Source organism: Acidocella sp. (assembly GCF_035535915.1).
Classification (GTDB): domain Bacteria; phylum Pseudomonadota; class Alphaproteobacteria; order Acetobacterales; family Acetobacteraceae; genus Acidocella.
Genome location: NZ_DATLPB010000088.1, coordinates 48964 through 67927, shown reverse-complemented (window position 1 = coordinate 67927; position 18964 = coordinate 48964). Strand labels below are relative to the sequence as shown.

The 18964-nt window shown below is 66.6% G+C and carries 19 protein-coding genes and 1 pseudogene; 8 read left to right on the top strand and 12 right to left on the bottom strand.

All coding sequences use genetic code 11. The annotated features are described in order from the left end of the window. The first annotated feature begins 98 nt into the window (after window positions 1-98). Window positions 99-1832 carry a DEAD/DEAH box helicase gene (locus VNC39_RS11360; RefSeq protein ID WP_325399247.1) on the top strand — a complete coding sequence of 578 codons (1734 nt, stop codon included), beginning with the start codon at window positions 99-101 and terminating at the stop codon, window positions 1830-1832. Between the two features lie 149 nt (window positions 1833-1981). On the opposite strand, the gene lexA is transcribed toward VNC39_RS11360, so the two are convergent. The 8 genes from lexA to VNC39_RS11320 all read right to left on the bottom strand — a co-directional run bounded on the left by lexA (window position 1982) and on the right by VNC39_RS11320 (window position 10420). Beyond that, window positions 1982-2680, bottom strand: a complete 699-nt coding sequence (lexA, locus tag VNC39_RS11355) for a transcriptional repressor LexA (RefSeq protein ID WP_325399245.1) — start codon at window positions 2678-2680, stop codon at window positions 1982-1984. 253 nt (window positions 2681-2933) lie between these two features. Then, on the bottom strand, window positions 2934-4121 hold the full coding sequence (gene glp / locus VNC39_RS11350) for a gephyrin-like molybdotransferase Glp (protein ID WP_325399243.1): 1188 nt from the start codon (window positions 4119-4121) through the stop codon (window positions 2934-2936). After that, window positions 4118-4588: a cyclic pyranopterin monophosphate synthase MoaC gene (gene moaC / locus VNC39_RS11345; protein ID WP_325399241.1), complete on the bottom strand. Its 471-nt coding sequence runs from the start codon at window positions 4586-4588 to the stop codon at window positions 4118-4120. The genes glp and moaC overlap by 4 nt, the downstream gene beginning before the upstream one ends. Before the next feature lie 13 nt (window positions 4589-4601). Continuing rightward, window positions 4602-5408 (bottom strand): indole-3-glycerol phosphate synthase TrpC, encoded by an 807-nt coding sequence (gene trpC, locus VNC39_RS11340; RefSeq protein ID WP_325399239.1) that lies wholly within the window; start codon window positions 5406-5408, stop codon window positions 4602-4604. A gap of 9 nt (window positions 5409-5417) precedes the next feature. Next, window positions 5418-6431: an anthranilate phosphoribosyltransferase gene (trpD, locus tag VNC39_RS11335; protein WP_325399237.1), complete on the bottom strand. Its 1014-nt coding sequence runs from the start codon at window positions 6429-6431 to the stop codon at window positions 5418-5420. Beyond that, window positions 6428-7024 (bottom strand): anthranilate synthase component II, encoded by a 597-nt coding sequence (locus VNC39_RS11330; protein WP_325399235.1) that lies wholly within the window; start codon window positions 7022-7024, stop codon window positions 6428-6430. The genes trpD and VNC39_RS11330 overlap by 4 nt, the downstream gene beginning before the upstream one ends. Beyond that, window positions 7024-8529, bottom strand: a complete 1506-nt coding sequence (trpE, locus tag VNC39_RS11325) for an anthranilate synthase component I (RefSeq protein WP_325399233.1) — start codon at window positions 8527-8529, stop codon at window positions 7024-7026. Before trpE ends, VNC39_RS11330 begins: the two co-directional genes overlap by 1 nt. Before the next feature lie 13 nt (window positions 8530-8542). Beyond that, window positions 8543-10420 (bottom strand): peptidylprolyl isomerase, encoded by a 1878-nt coding sequence (locus tag VNC39_RS11320; protein WP_325399231.1) that lies wholly within the window; start codon window positions 10418-10420, stop codon window positions 8543-8545. Window positions 10421-10501: 81 nt separating this feature from the next. On the opposite strand from VNC39_RS11320, the gene VNC39_RS11315 reads away from it, so the two are divergent. The 5 genes from VNC39_RS11315 (at window position 10502) to kdsA (ending at window position 14766) form a co-directional block, all read left to right on the top strand. Next, window positions 10502-10870 (top strand): hypothetical protein, encoded by a 369-nt coding sequence (locus VNC39_RS11315; protein WP_325399229.1) that lies wholly within the window; start codon window positions 10502-10504, stop codon window positions 10868-10870. Window positions 10871-11070: 200 nt separating this feature from the next. Continuing rightward, window positions 11071-11802 (top strand): triose-phosphate isomerase, encoded by a 732-nt coding sequence (gene tpiA, locus VNC39_RS11310; RefSeq protein ID WP_325399227.1) that lies wholly within the window; start codon window positions 11071-11073, stop codon window positions 11800-11802. 36 nt (window positions 11803-11838) lie between these two features. After that, complete coding sequence (gene secG, locus VNC39_RS11305; protein WP_325399225.1) at window positions 11839-12267, top strand: preprotein translocase subunit SecG; 429 nt, start codon at window positions 11839-11841, stop codon at window positions 12265-12267. Between the two features lie 52 nt (window positions 12268-12319). Next, window positions 12320-13951: a CTP synthase gene (locus VNC39_RS11300; RefSeq protein WP_325399223.1), complete on the top strand. Its 1632-nt coding sequence runs from the start codon at window positions 12320-12322 to the stop codon at window positions 13949-13951. Next, window positions 13948-14766: a 3-deoxy-8-phosphooctulonate synthase gene (gene kdsA, locus VNC39_RS11295; RefSeq protein ID WP_325399221.1), complete on the top strand. Its 819-nt coding sequence runs from the start codon at window positions 13948-13950 to the stop codon at window positions 14764-14766. Before VNC39_RS11300 ends, kdsA begins: the two co-directional genes overlap by 4 nt. Window positions 14767-14921: 155 nt before the next feature. Here the strand turns inward: kdsA and VNC39_RS11290 are convergent, their stop codons facing one another. From VNC39_RS11290 to VNC39_RS11280, 3 genes are read right to left on the bottom strand one after another with little or no spacing between them, the layout of a single operon-like run. Continuing rightward, window positions 14922-15749 carry a TIGR01459 family HAD-type hydrolase gene (locus VNC39_RS11290; RefSeq protein WP_325399219.1) on the bottom strand — a complete coding sequence of 276 codons (828 nt, stop codon included), beginning with the start codon at window positions 15747-15749 and terminating at the stop codon, window positions 14922-14924. Beyond that, on the bottom strand, window positions 15746-16753 hold the full coding sequence (locus VNC39_RS11285; protein ID WP_325399327.1) for a quinone-dependent dihydroorotate dehydrogenase: 1008 nt from the start codon (window positions 16751-16753) through the stop codon (window positions 15746-15748). Before VNC39_RS11285 ends, VNC39_RS11290 begins: the two co-directional genes overlap by 4 nt. A gap of 14 nt (window positions 16754-16767) precedes the next feature. Beyond that, window positions 16768-17190, bottom strand: coding sequence for a hypothetical protein (locus VNC39_RS11280; RefSeq protein ID WP_325399217.1), 423 nt, complete (start codon window positions 17188-17190; stop codon window positions 16768-16770). 145 nt (window positions 17191-17335) lie between these two features. On the opposite strand from VNC39_RS11280, the gene VNC39_RS11275 reads away from it, so the two are divergent. Further along, window positions 17336-18088: an SDR family NAD(P)-dependent oxidoreductase gene (locus VNC39_RS11275; RefSeq protein ID WP_325399215.1), complete on the top strand. Its 753-nt coding sequence runs from the start codon at window positions 17336-17338 to the stop codon at window positions 18086-18088. A 19-nt stretch (window positions 18089-18107) separates the two neighbouring features. Here VNC39_RS11275 and VNC39_RS11270 read toward each other — a convergent pair whose 3' ends face one another. Continuing rightward, complete coding sequence (locus VNC39_RS11270) at window positions 18108-18461, bottom strand: hypothetical protein (protein WP_325399333.1); 354 nt, start codon at window positions 18459-18461, stop codon at window positions 18108-18110. Here VNC39_RS11270 and VNC39_RS11265 point away from each other — a divergent pair. Beyond that, window positions 18349-18940: pseudogene (locus VNC39_RS11265) on the top strand (magnesium chelatase domain-containing protein); the annotation flags it as partial. The gene VNC39_RS11270 and the pseudogene VNC39_RS11265 overlap by 113 nt on opposite strands. Window positions 18941-18964 lie beyond the last annotated feature (24 nt).

The following is an 18964-nucleotide window of genomic DNA, read 5'->3' as shown; positions in this document are numbered from 1 at the left end:
CGGCATGAAAAGGCGATGTGGATTCCTTGCAGGGCCGATAAACGGAAAATAAAGGCACGCAGCGTTGCCGCGGGACGCTGACCGGGCTAGGAGCCGCCATGGCTTTCCCAATTAGCAATGCTGCCCTGACCCGCGCCCTCGCCGCGCGCGGCTACGATGAACCCACACCTGTGCAGCTGGCGGTCCTGCAGCCGGAAGCCGCAGACCGCGACCTGCTGGTCTCGGCGCAGACCGGCTCCGGCAAAACCGTGGCCTATGGTCTGGCCCTGGCCTCCACCGTGCTCGGCGACGCCGAGCGCCTGCCCGCGACGGTGGCGCCCCTGGTGCTGGTGATCGCCCCGACCCGCGAACTGGCGCTGCAGGTCCACGCCGAACTCACCTGGCTATATGAACAAGCCGGCGGGCGCATCGTTTCCTGCGTCGGCGGCATGAATATCCGCGTCGAGCAGCGCGAGCTCCAGCGCGGCTGCCACATGGTGGTCGGCACGCCGGGCCGGCTGCAGGACCATCTCGAGCGCGGCCATCTCAAGCTCAATGAATGCGAGGTGGTGGTGCTCGACGAGGCCGACGAGATGCTCGATCTCGGCTTCAAGGACGAGCTGGAATTCATTCTCCAGGCCGCCCCCGAGAGCCGCCGCACGCTGCTGTTCTCCGCCACCATCGCCCGCGAGATCGCGGCTTTGGCGCGCAACTACCAGCAGAACGCGCTGCGCATCGACACCGTGGCCCGCAACCAGCCGCACGCCGACATCGAATACCGCGCCATCCGCCTCTCCGGGCACGAGCTGGAAAACGGCCTGGTCAATTTGCTCCGCCTACATGAGGCGCGCGCTTTGGTGTTCTGCGCCACGCGCGACACCGTGCGGCATTTGCACGCCAGCCTGCTGGCGCGCGGCTTCAACGCCGTCGCCCTCTCCGGCGAACTCTCGCAAAGCGAGCGCAACGCCGCCTTGAGCGCGCTGCGCGACGGCCGCGCCCAGGTCTGCATCGCCACCGACGTCGCCGCCCGCGGCCTGGACCTGCCTGAGCTCGACCTCGTGATCCATGCCGAGCTGCCGACCAACAAGGCGACCATGCTGCACCGCTCCGGCCGCACCGGCCGCGCCGGGCGCAAGGGGCTGAGCCTGCTGCTGGTCCCGGCCTCGAAGCGCCGGCGCGCGGAATTGCTGCTCAGCTCGGCCAGCATCACCGCGACCTGGGAAGACCCGCCGACACCGGAACAGATCCGCGCCCGCGACCAGGAGCGCCTGCTCGCCGACGAGCGGCTTTCCCTCCCGCCCGAAGGCGATGAGCTGGTTTTGGCGCAAGAGCTGCTCGCGCGGCAAAGCCCGGAGGCCATCGCCGCCGCGCTGATCCGGCTTTACCGCGCGCGTCTGCCGGAGCCCGCACCGGTCACCATCCTGCCGCCGGAAGCGCCGCGCCGCGCCGCGCGCGAGCCGGCCGCCCCCTATGGCGGCGAGGCCGGCACCGGCAGCTGGTTCCGCGCCCCGGTCGGCCGCCGCGACAAGGCCGACCCGAAATGGCTGATCCCGCTGATCTGCCGCCAGGGCGGGGTGACGAAGCCGGAGATCGGCGCGATCCGCATTTTCGACACCGAGACGAAATTCGAAATCGCCCCGCACGCCGCCGAACGCTTCGCCGCCTCCATCGCCGCGCACAGCAACGCGGAATTGCCGCTGGAGCCCTCCACGCCGCCCGGCGCCGGCCGCGGCGGCCCGAGGCCCCATGCGCCCCGCCCCCCGCGCGCCGACAAACCGGCCCGGCCGCCGTTCGGCGGCAAGCCGAACGAACAGCAGCGCCGCCGGCAGAATAAGGCCAAGCGGGCAGGATAAAGAAGGAAGGAAGCGCTTCTTTTTGTGAACAAAAAGAAGCAAAAAAACTTTGTTTACTTTGGGCCCGTGCCGTTTCGGCGCCTCAGGCCCAGTTTCAAGAAAGTTTTTGCGCCGCTTTTTTCAAAAAGCGGCTGCTTACTCGCCTTTTCTTAGTAGTGCCGCAGCAGCGCCACCAGGCGGCCCTGGATTGCCACGCGCTCGGGCGGGAAAATCCGCGTTTCGTAGCGGACATTCGCCGGCTCCAGGGCGATCGACTGGCCACGCCGGCGCAGCCGCTTCAGCGTCACCTCGGTGCGGTCGATCAGGGCCACGACGATCTGCCCGGTCTCGGCGGTTTCGCCCTTGCGGATGATCACCGTGTCGCCGTCGAGGATCCCGGCATCGACCATGGAATCGCCTTCGACCAGCAACGCGAAATGCTCGCCCAGCCCGACCAGGCTCGCCGGCACTTCGATCTCCTCGTCATTCTCCTGCAGCGCCTCGATCGGCAGGCCGGCGGCGATGCGGCCATAAAGCGGCAAGGTCACCGCCTCGGCCGCCGCCGCGGCGCGCACGCCGGGCAGCTTGCCGGTGAAATCGCCCTGGATCACGGTCGGCGCGAATTTGGGGATTTCCCGTGTCGGCGGGTCGAGATCCTCGGAAAGCCGCACCACCTCCAAGGCCCGGGCGCGATGCTTGTGGCGCTTGAGAAACCCGCGTTCCTCCAACGCCGTGATCAGCCGATGAATGCCCGATTTGGAACGCAAATCCAGCGCCTCCTTCATTTCCTCGAAACTCGGGCTGCAGCCGGTCTGGCGCAGGTGCTTGTCGATGAACACCAGCAATTCATGTTGCTTGGTTGTTAACATTGATGTCTCCGACGCGAGAAATTCTGATAAGAACAAAGCACAAACGCGCCGATGTTCTAGTTTAGTTCTCGTTGCCGCGTCAAGCATCGCGAAAACAGAAGAAAGACAAGGGAAGCGCTACTTTTTGTGAACACAAAGTAGCAAAAAAACTTTGTTTACTCTGGGCCATGGGCTGTGTCGGCGACAAAGCCCATGGCCCAGCATAAACAAAAGTTTTTGGTGCCGCTTTTTTCAAAAAGCGGCTGCTTTCTTCCTAAAAACGTAGAATTTCCACCTCAGCCCCGGCCACCAGCGCGCCCTGGTGCGCCGGCCGGCGGATCAGCGCATCGGCGCGCGCCAGCGTGCTCAGCATGCCGGAATCCTGCACCGGGAACGGGGTGACGAGCCACCCATGTTCCCCACGCTCGAGCCCGGCGCGGACATAATCCTCGCGCCGGTCATTCGCCGCCATCGCCGCGGTCAGGCGCGCCCGCTCCGTCTCGGGCGGCTGCGCCGGCAGTCCGCTCATACGCGCGATGGCCGGGCCAAGGAACAGAACCGCGCACACATAGGCGGAGACCGGGTTGCCCGGCAGGCCGAGCAGCGGCTGGCTCTCCAGTCGGCCGAACATCAGCGGCTTGCCCGGGCGCATGGCGATTTTCCAGAAATCCAGGGCGAGGCCCCGCGCCTGGAGCCCCGGCTGGACCAGATCGTACACGCCGACGCTCGCACCCCCGGTGGTCACCAGCAGGTCGGCGCCGCGCGCCGCATCGGCCCCGGCGGCGATGGCGGCGAGATCATCGCCGGCGATCGGCAGCACCACGGGATCGCCGCCCGCCGCGGTGACGAACGCTGCCAGCATATGCGCGTTGGAACTGACGATGCCGCCCGGCCCGATCGCTTCGCCAGGCAGGGAAATCTCGTCCCCCGTGGCGAGAATGGCGATGCGCGGCCGGCGATGGACCTGCAACCAGGGATGATTGCCCGCCGCCGCGAGGCCGACATCGCGCGCCGTCAGCCGCCGCCCGGCGGCGATCAGCTCGGCGCCGGCGTGAAAATCCTGGCCGGCGCGGCGGATATGCTTCCCGGCCACACAGCTCTCGTTCACGGTGACGGTCCCGCCTGCCGCGGTGGCGTTCTCCTGCAGCAGAATCGCGTCCGCGCCCGGCGGCACAAAACTGCCGGTGAACAGGCGCACCGCCTGTCCCGCGCCGATGCTGCCCCCGAACGGGTGCCCGGCCGGCGCTTCGCCGATGATGCTGAGAGCGGCGCCCTGCACCGCATCGGCGGCGCGCACCGCATAGCCATCCATGGCCGACACGTCCGCCGGCGGCTGCGACAGCCGCGCCGCGACCGGCACGGCCAGCACGCGGCCCAGGGAGACGGCGAGCGGCACGGTCTCCCTGCCGGTGACCTGCAGCCCTTCGAGAATCTGTCGCCTGGCTTCGTCGACGCTAATCATTCCTGCGTAAAATCCCCGGATTTGCCGCCGGATTTGCGTACCACGCGCACCGCTTCGATGCGCATCGCGCGGTCCACCGCCTTGACCATATCGTAGATCGTCAGCGCCGCCACGCTCACCGCCGTGAGCGCTTCCATTTCCACCCCGGTGCGGCCGGTGGTGCGCACGGTGGCGGCGATTTCCACCGTGTCCGCGGTCACGGACAGGTCCACTGCCACCGAGGAGAGCGCGAGCGGATGGCACAGCGGGATGAGATCGGAGGTGCGCTTTGCCGCCATGATGCCGGCCAGCCGGGCCGCGGCCAGCACGTCGCCCTTAGCGGCCTGGCCCGCGCCAATCAGCGCAGCGGTCTCCGGCTGCATCACCACGCGGCCTTTGGCGGTGGCTTCACGCACGCTCTCCGCTTTCGCGGAGACATCGACCATGCGCGCCGCGCCGGTCTCGTCAATATGGGTCAGTTTGTTCATCGGGTTCCCCACGTCATGCCCCGAGCAGCTTCTGCACCGCCACGGTGACGTCGGGCTGGCGCATCAGCGACTCGCCGACCAGGAATCCCTGCACGCCGACTTTTTGCAGGCGGACGATATCCTCATAGGTCTTCACGCCCGATTCCGAGATCAGGAACCGGTCGGGAGTGCAAAAACGCGAGAGACGCTCGGTCGTCTCCAACGAGGTCACCAGCGTCTTCAGGTCGCGGTTATTGATGCCGAGCAGTTTGGTCCGCAGGCCAAGTGCGCGGCTCAGCTCGTTTTCGTCATGCACTTCCACCAGCACGTCCATGTCCAGGTCGTGCGCCAGGCTTTCCAGCTCGCGCGCCTCGTCGTCACCCAGCGCCGCCATGATCAGGAGGATGCAATCCGCCCCCATGGCGCGGCTCTCGAACACCTGCCAGGGCTCGAGGATGAAATCCTTGCGCAGCACCGGCAGCGAGACGGCGGCGCGCGCCGCCCGCAGATGATCGGGCGTCCCTTGAAAATATTTATGGTCGGTCAGTACTGACAGGCAGGAGGACCCGCCCGCCTGGTAGGCAACCGCCAGCGCCGACGGATCGAAATTTTCGCGGATCAGGCCGCCGGAGGGTGAGGCCTTCTTGATTTCGGTGATCAGGCCGGTGCGGCCGCGCACGGCGTCATCCATCAGCGCCCGGGCAAAGCCGCGCGGCTTGGGCGCCTGCACCGCCTGGGCGCGAATCGCCTCCAGGCTGGTCGCCGCCTTGCGCCGCGCCGTCTCGGCCCTGGTGTCGGCGCAGATTCTCGCCAGAATATTATCGCTCTCCGTCGCGCCCATCTTTGCCCCTTACGCCTGCGATGCCGCGCGCAACCGGTCGAGAACCCGTTTTGCGTCCCCCCGATCGATCGCGCCGGCCGCCAGCCCAACACCCTCGGCGAGACTTGTCGTGGCCCCGGCCACAATCAACGCCGCCGCCGCATTAAATAACACCGTGTCGCGGTAAACGCCGCGTCCGCCCTCGAGCAGCGTCAGCAGCGAAGCCGCATTTTCCGCCGCGTCGCTGCCGCGCAGCGCGCTCAGCGGCGCCGGCGCCAGCCCGGCATCGCCGGGCTCGAGCGTGAACTCGGTGATCTCGCCATGTTTCAGCGCCACCACTTGGCTGACCCCGGCCAGAGTCAGCTCGTCCAGCCCCTGGCTATGCACGATCCAGGCGCTCTCCGTGCCCAATTCGCTCAGCGTGCGCGCCATCGGGCGCGCCCAGGCCGGGTCGTACACGCCGATGAGCTGATGTTTCACGCCGGCGGGATTGGCCATCGGCCCGGTGAGATTGAAAATCGTCCGCGTGCCCAGCTCGACCCGCGCCTGCGCCGCGTGGCGCAAGGCCGGATGGTGGCGCGGCGCGAACAGGAACACGCACCCCGCCGCGCGCAATATGTCGGGCAGGCGCGGCAGATCCGGCTCAATGTTCACGCCCAGCGCGGCCAGAACGTCCGCGCCGCCGGCCCGCGAGGAAAGCGCACGGTTGCCGTGCTTGGCCACCGGCACGCCACAGGCCGCGAGCACGAACGTGACTGCGGTGGACACGTTGAGGCTGGCCGCCCCGTCGCCGCCGGTGCCGCACACATCCATGGCGTTCGCCGGCGCCGCCACTCTGGTCATGCGCCGGCGCATCGCCGTCACCGCTCCGGTCAACTCCGCCACGGTTTCGCCGCGGGCGCGCATCGCCATCAGCATCCCGCCGATCTGTGCCGGCGTCGCGGCACCCTCCATGATGATGCCGAACGCGTCTTCCGCCGCTGCCGCATCGAGTGTCTCGCCGCGGGCGAGCCGCGCCAGAAACGGCTTCAGCCCGTCGTTCATGCCGCCTGAGGCGGGGCGTTGCGGCCACGGGCGATGTCGAGGAAATTCTTCAGAATCTCATGCCCGTGGCTGGTGGCGATGCTCTCGGGATGAAACTGTGTGCCGAACACCGGGTAGACCGTATGGCGCAGCCCCATGATGATGCCGTCCTCGGTAAAGGCGGTCGGCACCAGAGTCTCGGGCAGCGTCGCCCGGGGCACGATCAGCGAATGGTAGCGCGTCGCCGTGAATGGGTTCGGCAGCCCCGCGAAGATATCCGTGTTGTCGTGATACACTTGGCTGGTCTTGCCGTGCATCGGCTCCTTGGCGCGGATCACCTGACCGCCGAAGGCCTGGCCGATCGCCTGATGGCCGAGGCAGACGCCGAGCAGCGGGATCTTGCCCGCCGCCGCGGTGACGAGATCGAGGCAGATCCCCGCCTCGTTGGGCGTGCAGGGCCCGGGTGAGAGCACGATGGCCTCCGGTTGCATCGCCAGCGCCTCCGCGGGCGTGAGCGTGTCATTGCGCCGCACCACGCATTCCGCGCCAAGGTCACCGAAAAAATGCACCAGATTGAAGGTGAAACTATCGTAATTGTCGATCAGCAAAATCATCAGGTGGGCTCCGGCGAGACATAGCGGGCAGCATCCTCGGCCGCACGAAACAGCGCCCGCGCCTTTTGCACGCTCTCGGCATATTCGGCCTGCGGATCGGAATCGGCGACCACGCCAACGCCGGCCTGCACATACATCGTGCCATCCTTCACCAAGGCAGTACGCAGGCCGATGCAGGTATCCATCGTGCCGTTGGCGGCAAAATAGCCGATGCAGCCGGCATAGAGGCCGCGCCGCGAAGGCTCCAGTTCCTCGATGATCTCCATGGCCCGCACTTTCGGCGCGCCGGAAAGCGTGCCGGCCGGGAAGCCCGCGATCAGCGCGTCCAGCGCGTCGTAATCGGCGCGCAGCGTTCCCTCCACGGTCGAGGAAATATGCATCACGTGCGAGAAACGCTCGATCGCGAAACTCTCCGCAACCCGCACCGAGCCGATCTCAGCAACCCGGCCGACATCGTTGCGGCCGAGATCGAGCAGCATCAGATGCTCGGCACGCTCCTTCGGGTCGGCGAGCAGATCCGCCTCCAGCGCCGCATCCTCTTTCTTGTCGGCGCCGCGCCGGCGGGTGCCGGCGAGCGGACGGATTGTCACTTTGCCGTCGCGCAGCCGCACGAGGATTTCCGGGCTGGAGCCGACCGCGACGAAACCGTCGAAATCCAGGTAGAACAGGAATGGTGCCGGATTGATGTGGCGCAGGCTCCGATACAACGCGAACGGCGGCAGCGGGAACGGCGCCTCGAAACGCTGGCTCGGCACCACCTGGAACACATCGCCCGCGCGGATATAGTTCTTCGCCGTCTCCACCACGCCCCAGAACTCTTGCTCCTCCATGTTGGAGCTTTGTTCCAGCTTGCCTTGCATCGTGCCGGTGAGCTTGGGCACCGGCCGTTCCAGTGCGGTAACCACCTCGTTCAGGCGCCGTTGCGCATTGGCATAGGCCTGTTCGGCGGAAATGCCGGCACGCGGATAGACCGGCGCGGCAATCGTCATCTCATCGGTCACGTTGTCGAAAATGATGAACAAGCCGGAGCGGACCAGGATCGCCTCGGGAATGCCGAGCACGTCCGGCTTGGTCGCCGGCAGCTTTTCCATCAGCCGCACCATGTCGTAGCCGAGATAGCCCGACAGCCCGCCGGTCATCGGCGGCAGCGTGTCCGGCACGTCCAGCCGCGTCTCTTCGACCAAGGCGCGCAGGCTGGCGATCGGCGCCACGCCGGCGGGCACGAAGGCCGCCGGGTCGGTCGCGGCGTCGCGGTTGATGAAGGCCGCGCCGTCCTCGCAGCGCCAGATCAGGTCCGGCTCCATGCCGATGACGGAATAGCGGCCGCGCACCACGCCGCCTTCGATGCTTTCCAGCAGGAACGAGAAGGGCTTGCCGTGCGCCGCCTTCAGGAACGCGGCGACGGGAGTGAGCAGATCCGCGCTATCGTGCCGCCAGACCAGCGCGCCGCGTCCGGACTCATAGGCGGCACGGAAGGCGTCAAAACGGTCGGGCACAGCATTCATGGTACGGTATCAATCACTGGTAAATTTGTGAAAAGAGCTTCTGATTAATTGTCACCTTGTCGCGTAACTGCAACCCGGCCAGGAGGCTTCCGCCGACATCATCCTGCAACGACTTCGTCATCGATTGCCGCGCTTCGTTATAATCGGCCTGGTCCTGCGCCGGAGTCGGATTCACGATTTTCGCGAGCGTGGCGACGGTGAAACCGGTATCGGTCTGCAACATCGTCGCCTGGCCGAGCTTGAGCGAAAATAGCACATTCTGCATTTGCGTGGTCGCGCCACTGGCCGGCGCGTTGCGGGTGAAGGCCGCAGAGCTGCTCACCTGATACCCCGCGGCCTGCGCCGCCGCGCCCAGCGTCTGGCCGGCATTGACGGCATGGAACAGGCCGGCCGCCTTGATCTCCGCTTCGCGCATCTGCGCATCATTGGTCCAGGCGGCCAGCACCTGGTTACGCACCTGATCGTAAGGCTGCTGCGCCGGCGGCGTGACGGCATTGACCGTGAGGGCGAAATAACCGCCATCCGGGCCGTTGACGAGCTGCGCCGGCTGGTGCGGGCGGGCGGCGAAGGCGGTTTTCAGCACCGCCGCCTGCAACGCCGCACTTCCCGGCAACGGCGCCTTATCGCCCGTCGGGGTGTCGCCGTTGGCATCCAGCGTGCCCTCCACCGCCGCCAGGCCGAGATTACCCGGCAGCCGGTCAAGCGGCGTCTGCCCCGCCAGCGCGTCCTGCAGCGCGTTCACGCTTGCCGCCACCTGGGCCTGCGCCTGCTGCAATTGCAGCTGCTGGGCGATCTGCGCCTTCAGCGTCGCCGCGTCCGGAGTGTTGGAGGCAATGTCCGTCACCTTGAAAAGATACATGCCCGCCGGCCCGGCGACCGGCCCGGTAACCTGCCCCGCGGGCGCGGCAAACACCGCCGCGGCGAGGCTCGGCGTGGGAATCTGGTTCTCCTGCGTCCGGTCGATCTCCACCGGGTTAGCGCCGAACCGCTTGGCCATCGCCTGCATCTGCGCCCAATTCGCGCCTGAGCGCCACGCCGCCTCAAGCTGCGACGAGGCGGCAAGATTGCCCACCACGATCACCTGCACGCTGCGCAGCGGCTGGCTCGGGTTGGCCGCGGCGATGCGCGCATAAGCGGCATCGACATCGGCCTGCGACACGGTTTCGTGCGCGGCGAGCAAAGCGGGCGAGAGCACGACCAGCTGGATCGTACGGTATTCCGGCGCCGTGAACTGGGCCGGATGATTGCGCCAATAACGCTGCAGCACCGCCTCGGCGGGGGCCGCCGGCCGCGGCTGCGCGGCGACCGGGATCTGCACCATGTCCGCGAAACGCTGCTCGGAGATGAAGTGGAAAATCCGGTTCACCAGCTCCTGCGGCGCCGCGGCGCCGGAGACCAGGGGGGCCACCAACTGCTGCCCGGCGATTTCCGCTGTGAGATCGTGCACAAACTGATCCGGCGTGGTGTTGTTCTGCTCCAGAACCTGGGCGAATTTTTGTTTGTCAAACACGCCGTTGGTCTGGAAAGCGGGGATCTGGCCCACCTGCTGGCGCACCACCGCATCCGGCACCGTCACGCCGAGCCGCTTCTCCTCGAGCCCCAGAACCCGCTCACGCAGCACGCCGCTCAGCGCGGTCTCGGCCAGTTGCTCACGCGCCGCCACGTCCGGCTGCCCCTGGCCCGATTGTTGCGCCCGGGCCAAAGCCGCCTGATAGGCTTGTTGCACAACAGAAATGTCCACCTTCTGCCCCGCGACCTCGGCCACCGCCGTGTTGCTGCCGATCATGGTCACCACGTTGGAGATGCCCCAGAACACGAACACCAACACGAGCAGCGCGAAAAATATCCGCGCGATCCAGTTTTCCAGCAGTTTGCGAACCGAGACCAGCATGCGCTCTCTTTACCCCAAATCGTCGCCTCTATAGCTAGACCACCAGGATCGGGCAATTGCGAGACAAGGAAGGGCCTGAGCATGCGCGTATCGCCGACCGACTATGCCGACGCGACCCGCGTCGCCACCTGGATGGTCGCCGGGCTGTATTTCGCCGCCGGCCTCGTCATCGGCGTCTCGACCCGCGGCTTCGCCCAGCAAGGCGGTGCGCACCTGCTGGCGCTGCTGCTCGCGCTGCTGCTCTGCAACGCCATCATCTGGGGATTCCAGCGCCTCTCCTTGCCGCGCATCGAGCGACAATTGCAGCAGGCGATCGCGGCGCGCAGCGGCCCCGGTTTCGCGCGGCAGATCATCCGCCGCGAAATGGCGAAAATCCTCCAGCCGGTGGGCGGCATCGCCTTCACCATCGGTTTTCTTACCGAAATCATCGTGGTGCTGCTCTGGCGGTAGGAAACAAGTAAGTAAGCGCTACTTTTTGTGAACAAAAAGTAGCAAAAAAACTTTGCTAACTTTGGACCGCGCTGGTTTCACCGGCACGGGCCCAGCATAACAAAAGTTTTTTGCGCCGCTTTTTTTCAAAAAAGCGGCCTCTTCCTTCTCCAACAAGGAATGCTCTAGAGCGACGGGAGCACTCTTAAAGGAACCAAAGCATGCGGCAGCTCATCGCGGGTAACTGGAAAATGCACGGCAAGCTGGCGGACATCGCCGCCTATGCGGCGGCGCTGCTGCAGGCGCCCGGCCATGTCGACCTGGCGATCTGCCCGCCTTTCCCGCTGCTCGACCGCTTTGCCGGGGCGCTCAACGGCGGCGCCGTCGCGCTCGGCGCGCAGGACTGCCACGCCCAACCCCAGGGCGCCCATACCGGCGACGTTTCCGCCGCCATGCTCAAAGAAGCCGGCGCGGTCTATGTGATCCTCGGCCATTCAGAGCGGCGGGAAAATCATGGCGAGACGAATGCCGTGGTCTGCGCGAAAACGGCAACCGCGCTGGCCGCCGGGCTGACCCCGATCGTCTGCGTCGGCGAGACCCTGGCCGAGCGCGAGGCGGGCGCGGCTGAAGACGTGGTGCGCACCCAGCTGCGCCACAGCCTGCCCCATGATTTTTCCGGCGTGATCGCCTACGAGCCGGTCTGGGCCATCGGCACCGGCAAGACCCCGACCGAGGCCGATGTGGCGGCGATGCACGGCGCCATCCGCGCCGCCCTGGTCGCGCAACTCGGCGCCGGCGGCGCCGGCATTAAAATTCTCTATGGCGGCTCGGTGAAGCCGGGCAACGCCGCCAGCCTGCTGGCCCTGCCCGAGGTGGGCGGCGCGCTGGTCGGCGGCGCCAGCCTGAAGGCCGATGATTTCTTGGCCATTGCTGCCGGCGCGCGAGGCGTCTAGAAGCCAGCGGACAGTTTTACAGGGTCTCGGTCTCGGATGATTGAAGTTCTTCTCGTGCTCCACGTGTTCGTCACCATCGCGCTGATCGGCGTGGTGCTGATCCAACGCAGTGAGGGCGGCGGCCTCGGCCTCGGCGCCAGCCAGGGCATGGGCAACTTCATGACCGGGCGGGGTACGGCGAATCTTCTGACCCGCGCCACCGCGATCCTCGGCACCCTGTTCTTCGCGCTCTCGCTGGGCTTGGCCGTGCTTTACCACAACAGCGCCAGCACCGGCGCGGCGGCGATCCTCAATAGCGGGCCGACCGTGCCCGCGCCCGTCGCCCCGCCCGGCCCGGCGCCGTTGCCGCAGACCCCGGCCGACGCGCTGCCCGCGCCCGCCGCCCCGGCGGCGCCGACCGGCGGACCGGCCGTCCCCGCGCCTTCCGTCCCCGCACCCCCGCTTCCAGGGCATAGCGGACAATAATTCCCCTCGCCCCACGTTTTTTTCTACGATTCATGATGTATGAACGGATTCCATGACGCGGTTCGTATTCATCACCGGCGGCGTGGTATCGTCTCTCGGTAAAGGCATTGCCTCGGCGGCGCTGGGCGCCCTGTTGCAGGCCCGTGGTTACTCGGTCCGGCTGCGCAAGCTGGACCCCTATCTCAACGTCGACCCCGGCACGATGAGCCCTTACCAGCATGGCGAGGTGTTCGTGACCGATGACGGCGCGGAGACCGATCTCGATCTCGGCCATTATGAGCGCTTCACCGGGGTCGCCGCCAACAAGCTGGACAATGCGACCACCGGCAAGATCTATTCCGAGGTCATCGCCAAGGAACGGCGCGGCGACTATCTCGGCGCCACGGTGCAGGTGATCCCGCACATCACCGACGCCATCAAGGAAACGGTGCTGCGCGACTCGGCTTCGTTCGATTTCGTCCTGGTGGAAATCGGCGGCACGGTCGGCGACATCGAAAGCCTGCCCTTCCTCGAAGCGATCCGCCAGCTCGGCAACGAGCTGACCACGGAACGCGCGATGTTCGTGCATCTGACACTGGTGCCCTATATCCAGTCGGCCGGCGAGCTGAAGACCAAGCCGACGCAGCATTCGGTGAAAGAGCTGCAGAATGTCGGCATCCAGCCGCATATGCTGATCTGCCGGTGCGACCGGCCGATCCCCGACAATGAGCGGCGCAAGATCGCCAGCTTCTGCAATGTGCGCACCGAGGCCGTGGTGCCGGCGCTGGACGTCAACACGATTTATGCCGTGCCGATCTCCTACCACGAGGCCGGCATGGACCGCGAAGTGCTGCGGCATTTCAACCTGCCCTTCGAGAGCCAGCCCGATTTGTCCGGCTGGCGCCGCATCGTCAATACCGTGGTTGCGCCGGAAGGCGAGGTGCGGATCGCCGTGGTCGGCAAATACACCAACCTGCTGGACAGCTATAAATCGCTGGCCGAGGCGCTGGCGCATGGCGGCATCGCCAACAAGGTGAAGGTGCGGCTCGAGTGGATGGACTCGGAAGTGTTCGAGCAGCCCGACACTGTGCAGCAGCTCGACGGCGTGGACGGCATTCTGGTGCCGGGCGGTTTCGGCGAGCGCGGCACCCAGGGCAAGATCGAGGCGGTGCGCTTCGCCCGCGAGCGCAAGGTGCCGTTCCTCGGCATCTGCCTCGGCATGCAGATGGCGGTGATCGAGGCGGCGCGGAACCTGGCTGGGCTGCGCGGCGCCTCCTCCACCGAATTCGGCCCCTGCGAGATCCCCGTGGTCGGCCTGCTGACCGAATGGGCGCGCGGCAACGACATTGAGCGCCGTCATGCCGGCGGCAATCTTGGCGGCACGATGCGCCTCGGCGCCTTCCCCGCCGTCCTCGCCCAGGAATCGCTGGTCCGCGCCGTCTATGGCGGAGCTGCGGAAATTTCCGAGCGCCATCGCCACCGCTACGAGGTGAACGTCCATTACCGCGAGCAGCTCGAAGCCACCGGCCTGCGCTTCTCCGGCCTGTCGCCCGACGGCGTGCTGCCGGAGATCGTCGAATATGCGGACCATCCGTGGTTCATCGGCGTGCAGTTCCACCCCGAGCTGAAATCCAAGCCGTTCGCGCCGCATCCGCTGTTTGAAGGCTTCATCGCCGCCGCGGTGCACCAGTCGAGGCTGGTATGAAGCGCGTCACGGTCGGCGGTCTCACGATCGCCAACGACCTGCCCTTCACCCTGATCGCCGGCCCCTGCCAGATCGAGTCGCGCGCACACACGCTGGAGGTGGCGGGCGCGCTGGCCGAGATGGCCCAAAGGCTCGGCATCGGCGTGATCTACAAATCCAGCTACGACAAGGCCAACCGCACCTCGGCCAACGCCGCGCGCGGCATCGGCATGGCGCAGGGGCTGGAAATCCTCGCCGAGGTGCGGCAGCGCTTCGGCCTCCCGGTGCTGACCGACGTGCATGACGCCGCGCAATGCGCCCCCGTCGCGCAGGCCGTGGACGTGCTGCAGATCCCGGCCTTCCTCTGCCGCCAGACGGACCTGCTGCTCGCCGCCGGCGAGACGGGCCGCGCCATCAACGTGAAAAAGGGCCAGTTCCTGGCGCCGTGGGACATGAAGAATGTCGCCGCGAAAATCGCCAGCACCGGCAACGAGAACATCCTGCTCTGCGAGCGCGGCGCGAGCTTCGGCTACAACACGCTGGTGAGCGACATGCGCTCCCTCCCGATCATGGCCGAAACCTCCTACCCCGTGGTGTTCGACGCCACACATTCGGTGCAGCAGCCGGGCGGCCAGGGCACCTCGAGCGGCGGCGACCGGCGCTTCGCCCCGGTACTGGCCCGCGCCGCTTTGGCGGTGGGCTGCGCCGCTGTCTTCATCGAATGCCACCCGGACCCGGACCGCGCGCCCTCCGACGGGCCGAACATGATCCCCCTGCGCGAGATGCCGGCGCTGATCGAACGGCTGATGGCGTTTGATCGGTTAGCGAAGGCGTAGGCAAGGCAAGAAAGCGCTACTTTTTGTGAACAAAAAGTAGCAAAAAAACTTTGTTATGCTGGGTCATGGGCGGTGTCAGCGCTAACGCCCATGATCCAGCATAAATAAAAGTTTTTGCGGCGCTTTTTTCAAAAAGCGCCTGCTTGCTTCCTTGCTTACCAAACCAACCCCGGCAAAATCGCCGTTGGCGTAATCCCCGCCATTTCCGCCTCTTGCGGCGCTTCCTCGGGCCGCAGCGCGTGGATGCCCGAGAGCACCCAGCATGCGTCGATCCGGGCCGCTTTGGCGCCGGCCATGTCGGTGCGCAGCGAATCGCCCACCGCCAGGGTTCTGCGCCGTTCCGTGCCGAGCAGCGCCAGGGTGGGAGCGTAGATCGCCGGGTCGGGTTTGCCGCGCTGGATGACTTTGCCGCCGGCCGATTCGTATATTTCCGCGAGCAGCCCAGCGCAGATGATGCGTTGCCCGTCGCGGATCACTTCCAGGTCCGGATTGGCGCAGACCATCGGTTTCTCGTGCTTCAACCCTTCATCGAGCACCGGCTGGTACACCGAGGGGTCCTGCGGGCCGAGAATGTCGTCGGGCCCGGTGTTGAGGATGAAATCCGCCGCCGCCGGGCTGCTCGCCTCGCGCAAGGGCAGCGTGTCGAATAGCCCGCGGTCGCGCGGCGGCCCGAGATGGTAGAGCGTGTTGCCGAGGGCGGCGAACTCATCGGTACGGTCGCGCAGCGCCTGATACACCGCCTCGCCGCTCGACATGATGGCGTCGTAGAAGTCCCGGGTGATGCCCATGTCGGCCAGCGCCTCGGCGATCTTGTCCGCCCGGCGCGGCGCGTTGGAGAGGAACACCACGCGTTTGCCCGCGCCCCTCAGCCGGGCCAGACAATCCAGCACGCCGGGATAGGGTTTGACGCCGTCATGCACGACGCCCCAGAGATCGACGATGAACCCGTCATAATCTACGCTCAAGCGCCCGAAGCCGCTCATGCCCCTGCCCCCACCGCATCCTGGATGTGCGGGAACCCGCGGGCGCGCAGCAATTGCGCGAGGCCTGTTTTAAGCTTCGGAATCATCGGCGGCCCCTGATAGGCGAATCCGGTATAGACCTGCACCAGGCTGGCCCCGGCGAGGATTTTCGCCAGCGCGTCCTCGGCCGTGAAAATCCCGCCCACGCCGATCAGCATGAGTTTCTTGCCCGCCAGCCGGTAGGCCTGCGCCAGCATGGCGGTGGAGGGCGCCAGCAAGGGCGCGCCGGAAAGGCCGCCGGCCTCGGTTCGCGCCGCGCCGCGCAGCGTGTCAGGCCGGGCGATGGTGGTGTTGGAAACGATCAGCCCGCTCACCTTGCGCGCCAGGCACACGCCGATCACCGCCTCGAGCCCTTCCGGCGCGAGGTCGGGGGCGATTTTCACGAAGATGGGCTTGTCCGTGACGATGGCGCTTAAGATTCCGGAAAGCCGCGCCTCGCCTTGCAGGTCCCGCAAGCCCGGCGTGTTGGGCGAGGAAATGTTCACGGTCACATAATCGGCGAAGGGTGAAACGGCGGAGACCAAAGCCGGGTAATCCCGTTCCGGGTCCGCGCCTTCCTTGTTGATGCCGACATTCGCCCCCAACGCCACTAGGCCGCGATCGATCCCGCGCAGATTGGCGAGGTAGGCGTCGATCCCGCCATTGTTGAAGCCCATGCGGTTGATGACCGCTTTGTCCTCGGGCAGGCGGAACAGACGCGGGCGCGGATTGCCTGCCTGCGGCCGCGGCGTGACGGTGCCGGCCTCGACGAAGCCGAAGCCCAGCCGCCCCAGCGCGTTCACCGCCACGGCGTTCTTGTCGAACCCGGCGGCGAGGCCGATGGGGTTGCGCAGCGTCCGGCCGAAAGCCTGCACCGCCAGGATCGGATCGTCCGGCGTGCGATCGAATCCGCCGAAGCCCGCGCGCAGGCCGCGCAACGCCAGATCATGCGCGGTCTCCGGGTCGAGCCGCCGCATGAGCGGCATCAGGAGCGGGAAGATCACTTCACGTAAACGAGGATGCCGGCATCCAGACCGGCGGTCCTCGCCGTGAGGCTGACACGGTCGACGGGCACGCCATCGGCGACAATGGACTTGGCCACGGCGGCGGCGGTGCCGGCCAGGCCGGACAGAGCCTCGGCGCTCTGCTCCGGCGAGGGCGCCACGGGCGTCTGCGCCTCGACCTCGAACTGCGCCGTCGGCTTGATCGCCAGGGCCTGTTTCACCGCGTTCTGCACCGGCTGGGCGAAATCCTGCGTGCCCGGCAGGATCGTCACCAGCGGAATGCGGCCGGAAAAGGCCTGCGTCGCGTTGACCGAGGCGGTATCCGCGCCGGCGGGCTTGGCGGCGAATGTCTGACGGCCCGGCAAGGCACAGGCAGACAGGGCGAGCAAAAGCAGGCAGGGGGTCCAGGTCCAGCGCATGCATGGGATGTAGCCATGTGCGGCTTGCACGGCAACCGCCCGGCCGGACAATTGATTCCGCGCACACCTCTGAAGACCAGCGGAACGCGTCTTGCGCCGCGAGGCTATGAGCTTAATTGACACACGCATCTATCTGGAGAGGTTCATGAAAACGATTCTCGTCACCGGCGCCACCGCCGGCTTCGGCGCCGCCTTCGCCCGCCGCTTCGTCAAGGATGGCCACCGCGTCATCGCCACCGGCCGCCGCGAGGACCGCCTGGCCGAGCTGAAGAAGGAACTGGGCGACAAAGTGCATATCGCCAAACTGGACGTGACCGACGAGAAGGCCGTCGCCGGCTTCCTCGACACGCTGCCGGCGGACTGGCGCGAGATCGACGTGCTGGTGAACAATGCCGGCCTCGCCCTTGGCCTCTCCCCCGCCTGGGATGCGGACCTCAAGGACTGGGACACGATGATCGCCACCAACATCTCCGGCCTGGTGCACATGACCCGCGCCATCCTGCCCGGCATGGTCGCGCGCAACCGCGGCACGATCATCAATCTCGGCTCGATCGCCGGCAACTACCCCTACCCGGGCGGACATGTGTACGGCGCCACCAAGGCGTTCGTGCAGCAATTCTCGCTCAATCTGCGGGCCGACCTCGCGGGCAAGAATATCCGCGTGACCGACATCCAGCCCGGCCTGGTCGGCGGCTCGGAATTCAGCGCCGTGCGCTTCGGCGGCGACAAGGAAAAGGCGGCCTCCGTCTATGCCGGCACCACCCCGCTGATGCCCGAGGACATCGCCGAGGCCGCATCCTGGATCGTGGCACTGCCGGAGCATATGAACATCAACCGCATCGAAATGATGCCGACCTGCCAGGCCAGCGCCGGCCTCGCGGTGAAGCGCAGCAGCTAAGACAAGAAAAGAGTAAGCGCTACTTTTTGTGAACAAAAAGTAGCAAAAAAACTTTGTTAACTTGGGCCGTGCTGGTTTCAACGCCGCCGGCCCAGAGTAACAAAAGTTTTTTGCGCCGCTTTTTTTCAAAAAAGCGGCTGCTTTCTTTCCACGTAGACAATAGGCCCGCCAAATTATAACCTTTCCGTAACAATCTACGGTGGGTTATGGCCATTGCACGTGCAAACAGTTTCGCTTTCGCCGGCATCGAGGCGCAGCCGGTGGAAGTGCAGGTGCAGATCGCCAGCGGCCTGCCGAATTTTCTGATGGTCGGCCTGCCGGACAAGGCGGTGGGCGAAGCGCGGGAGCGGGTGCGCGCCGCGCTCACCGCCATGGGGGCTGGCTTTGCCGCCCAAGCGTGTCCTGGTGAATCTCGCGCCCGCCGATGTGCTGAAGGAGGGCAGCCATTTCGACCTGCCGGTGGCGCTCGCGGTGCTGGCGGCGATGGATGTGCTGCCGGCCGAGGAGCTGGCGCAGTTCGCCGCGCTGGGCGAATTGTCGCTGGACGGGCGGATCAATCCGGTGGCCGGAGTGCTGCCCGCCTCCATCGCCGCCGCCGCCCGCGAGCTGGGGCTGATCTGCCCGGAAGCGCAGGGGCCGGAAGCCGGCTGGGCGGGGGATATCACCATCCTGGCCGCGCCCGACCTGCTCTGCCTCATCAACCATTTCCGCGGCACGCAATTGCTCTCGGCGCCGCCCGCGGGGCAGCTCGGGCTCGAGCGCACGGCGCCGGACCTCGCGGATGTGCGCGGCATGGAAACGGCGCGGCGGGCCCTGGAAGTGGCCGCGGCGGGCGGGCATAATTTGCTCCTTGTTAGATCGTGAAGACCAACACGT

What these genes read in the sequence shown, in the direction of transcription:
- VNC39_RS11360 (WP_325399247.1), top strand. Translation starts at nt 99, where the DNA reads ATGGCTTTCCCAATTAGCAATGCTGCCCTGACCCGCGCCCTCGCCGCG.
- lexA (WP_325399245.1), bottom strand. Translation starts at nt 2,680, where the DNA reads ATGTTAACAACCAAGCAACATGAATTGCTGGTGTTCATCGACAAGCAC.
- glp (WP_325399243.1), bottom strand. Translation starts at nt 4,121, where the DNA reads ATGATTAGCGTCGACGAAGCCAGGCGACAGATTCTCGAAGGGCTGCAG.
- moaC (WP_325399241.1), bottom strand. Translation starts at nt 4,588, where the DNA reads ATGAACAAACTGACCCATATTGACGAGACCGGCGCGGCGCGCATGGTC.
- trpC (WP_325399239.1), bottom strand. Translation starts at nt 5,408, where the DNA reads ATGGGCGCGACGGAGAGCGATAATATTCTGGCGAGAATCTGCGCCGAC.
- trpD (WP_325399237.1), bottom strand. Translation starts at nt 6,431, where the DNA reads ATGAACGACGGGCTGAAGCCGTTTCTGGCGCGGCTCGCCCGCGGCGAG.
- VNC39_RS11330 (WP_325399235.1), bottom strand. Translation starts at nt 7,024, where the DNA reads ATGATTTTGCTGATCGACAATTACGATAGTTTCACCTTCAATCTGGTG.
- trpE (WP_325399233.1), bottom strand. Translation starts at nt 8,529, where the DNA reads ATGAATGCTGTGCCCGACCGTTTTGACGCCTTCCGTGCCGCCTATGAG.
- VNC39_RS11320 (WP_325399231.1), bottom strand. Translation starts at nt 10,420, where the DNA reads ATGCTGGTCTCGGTTCGCAAACTGCTGGAAAACTGGATCGCGCGGATA.
- VNC39_RS11315 (WP_325399229.1), top strand. Translation starts at nt 10,502, where the DNA reads ATGCGCGTATCGCCGACCGACTATGCCGACGCGACCCGCGTCGCCACC.
- tpiA (WP_325399227.1), top strand. Translation starts at nt 11,071, where the DNA reads ATGCGGCAGCTCATCGCGGGTAACTGGAAAATGCACGGCAAGCTGGCG.
- secG (WP_325399225.1), top strand. Translation starts at nt 11,839, where the DNA reads ATGATTGAAGTTCTTCTCGTGCTCCACGTGTTCGTCACCATCGCGCTG.
- VNC39_RS11300 (WP_325399223.1), top strand. Translation starts at nt 12,320, where the DNA reads ATGACGCGGTTCGTATTCATCACCGGCGGCGTGGTATCGTCTCTCGGT.
- kdsA (WP_325399221.1), top strand. Translation starts at nt 13,948, where the DNA reads ATGAAGCGCGTCACGGTCGGCGGTCTCACGATCGCCAACGACCTGCCC.
- VNC39_RS11290 (WP_325399219.1), bottom strand. Translation starts at nt 15,749, where the DNA reads ATGAGCGGCTTCGGGCGCTTGAGCGTAGATTATGACGGGTTCATCGTC.
- VNC39_RS11285 (WP_325399327.1), bottom strand. Translation starts at nt 16,753, where the DNA reads ATGCCGCTCATGCGGCGGCTCGACCCGGAGACCGCGCATGATCTGGCG.
- VNC39_RS11280 (WP_325399217.1), bottom strand. Translation starts at nt 17,190, where the DNA reads ATGCGCTGGACCTGGACCCCCTGCCTGCTTTTGCTCGCCCTGTCTGCC.
- VNC39_RS11275 (WP_325399215.1), top strand. Translation starts at nt 17,336, where the DNA reads ATGAAAACGATTCTCGTCACCGGCGCCACCGCCGGCTTCGGCGCCGCC.
- VNC39_RS11270 (WP_325399333.1), bottom strand. Translation starts at nt 18,461, where the DNA reads ATGGCGGTGAGCGCGGCGCGCACCCGCTCCCGCGCTTCGCCCACCGCC.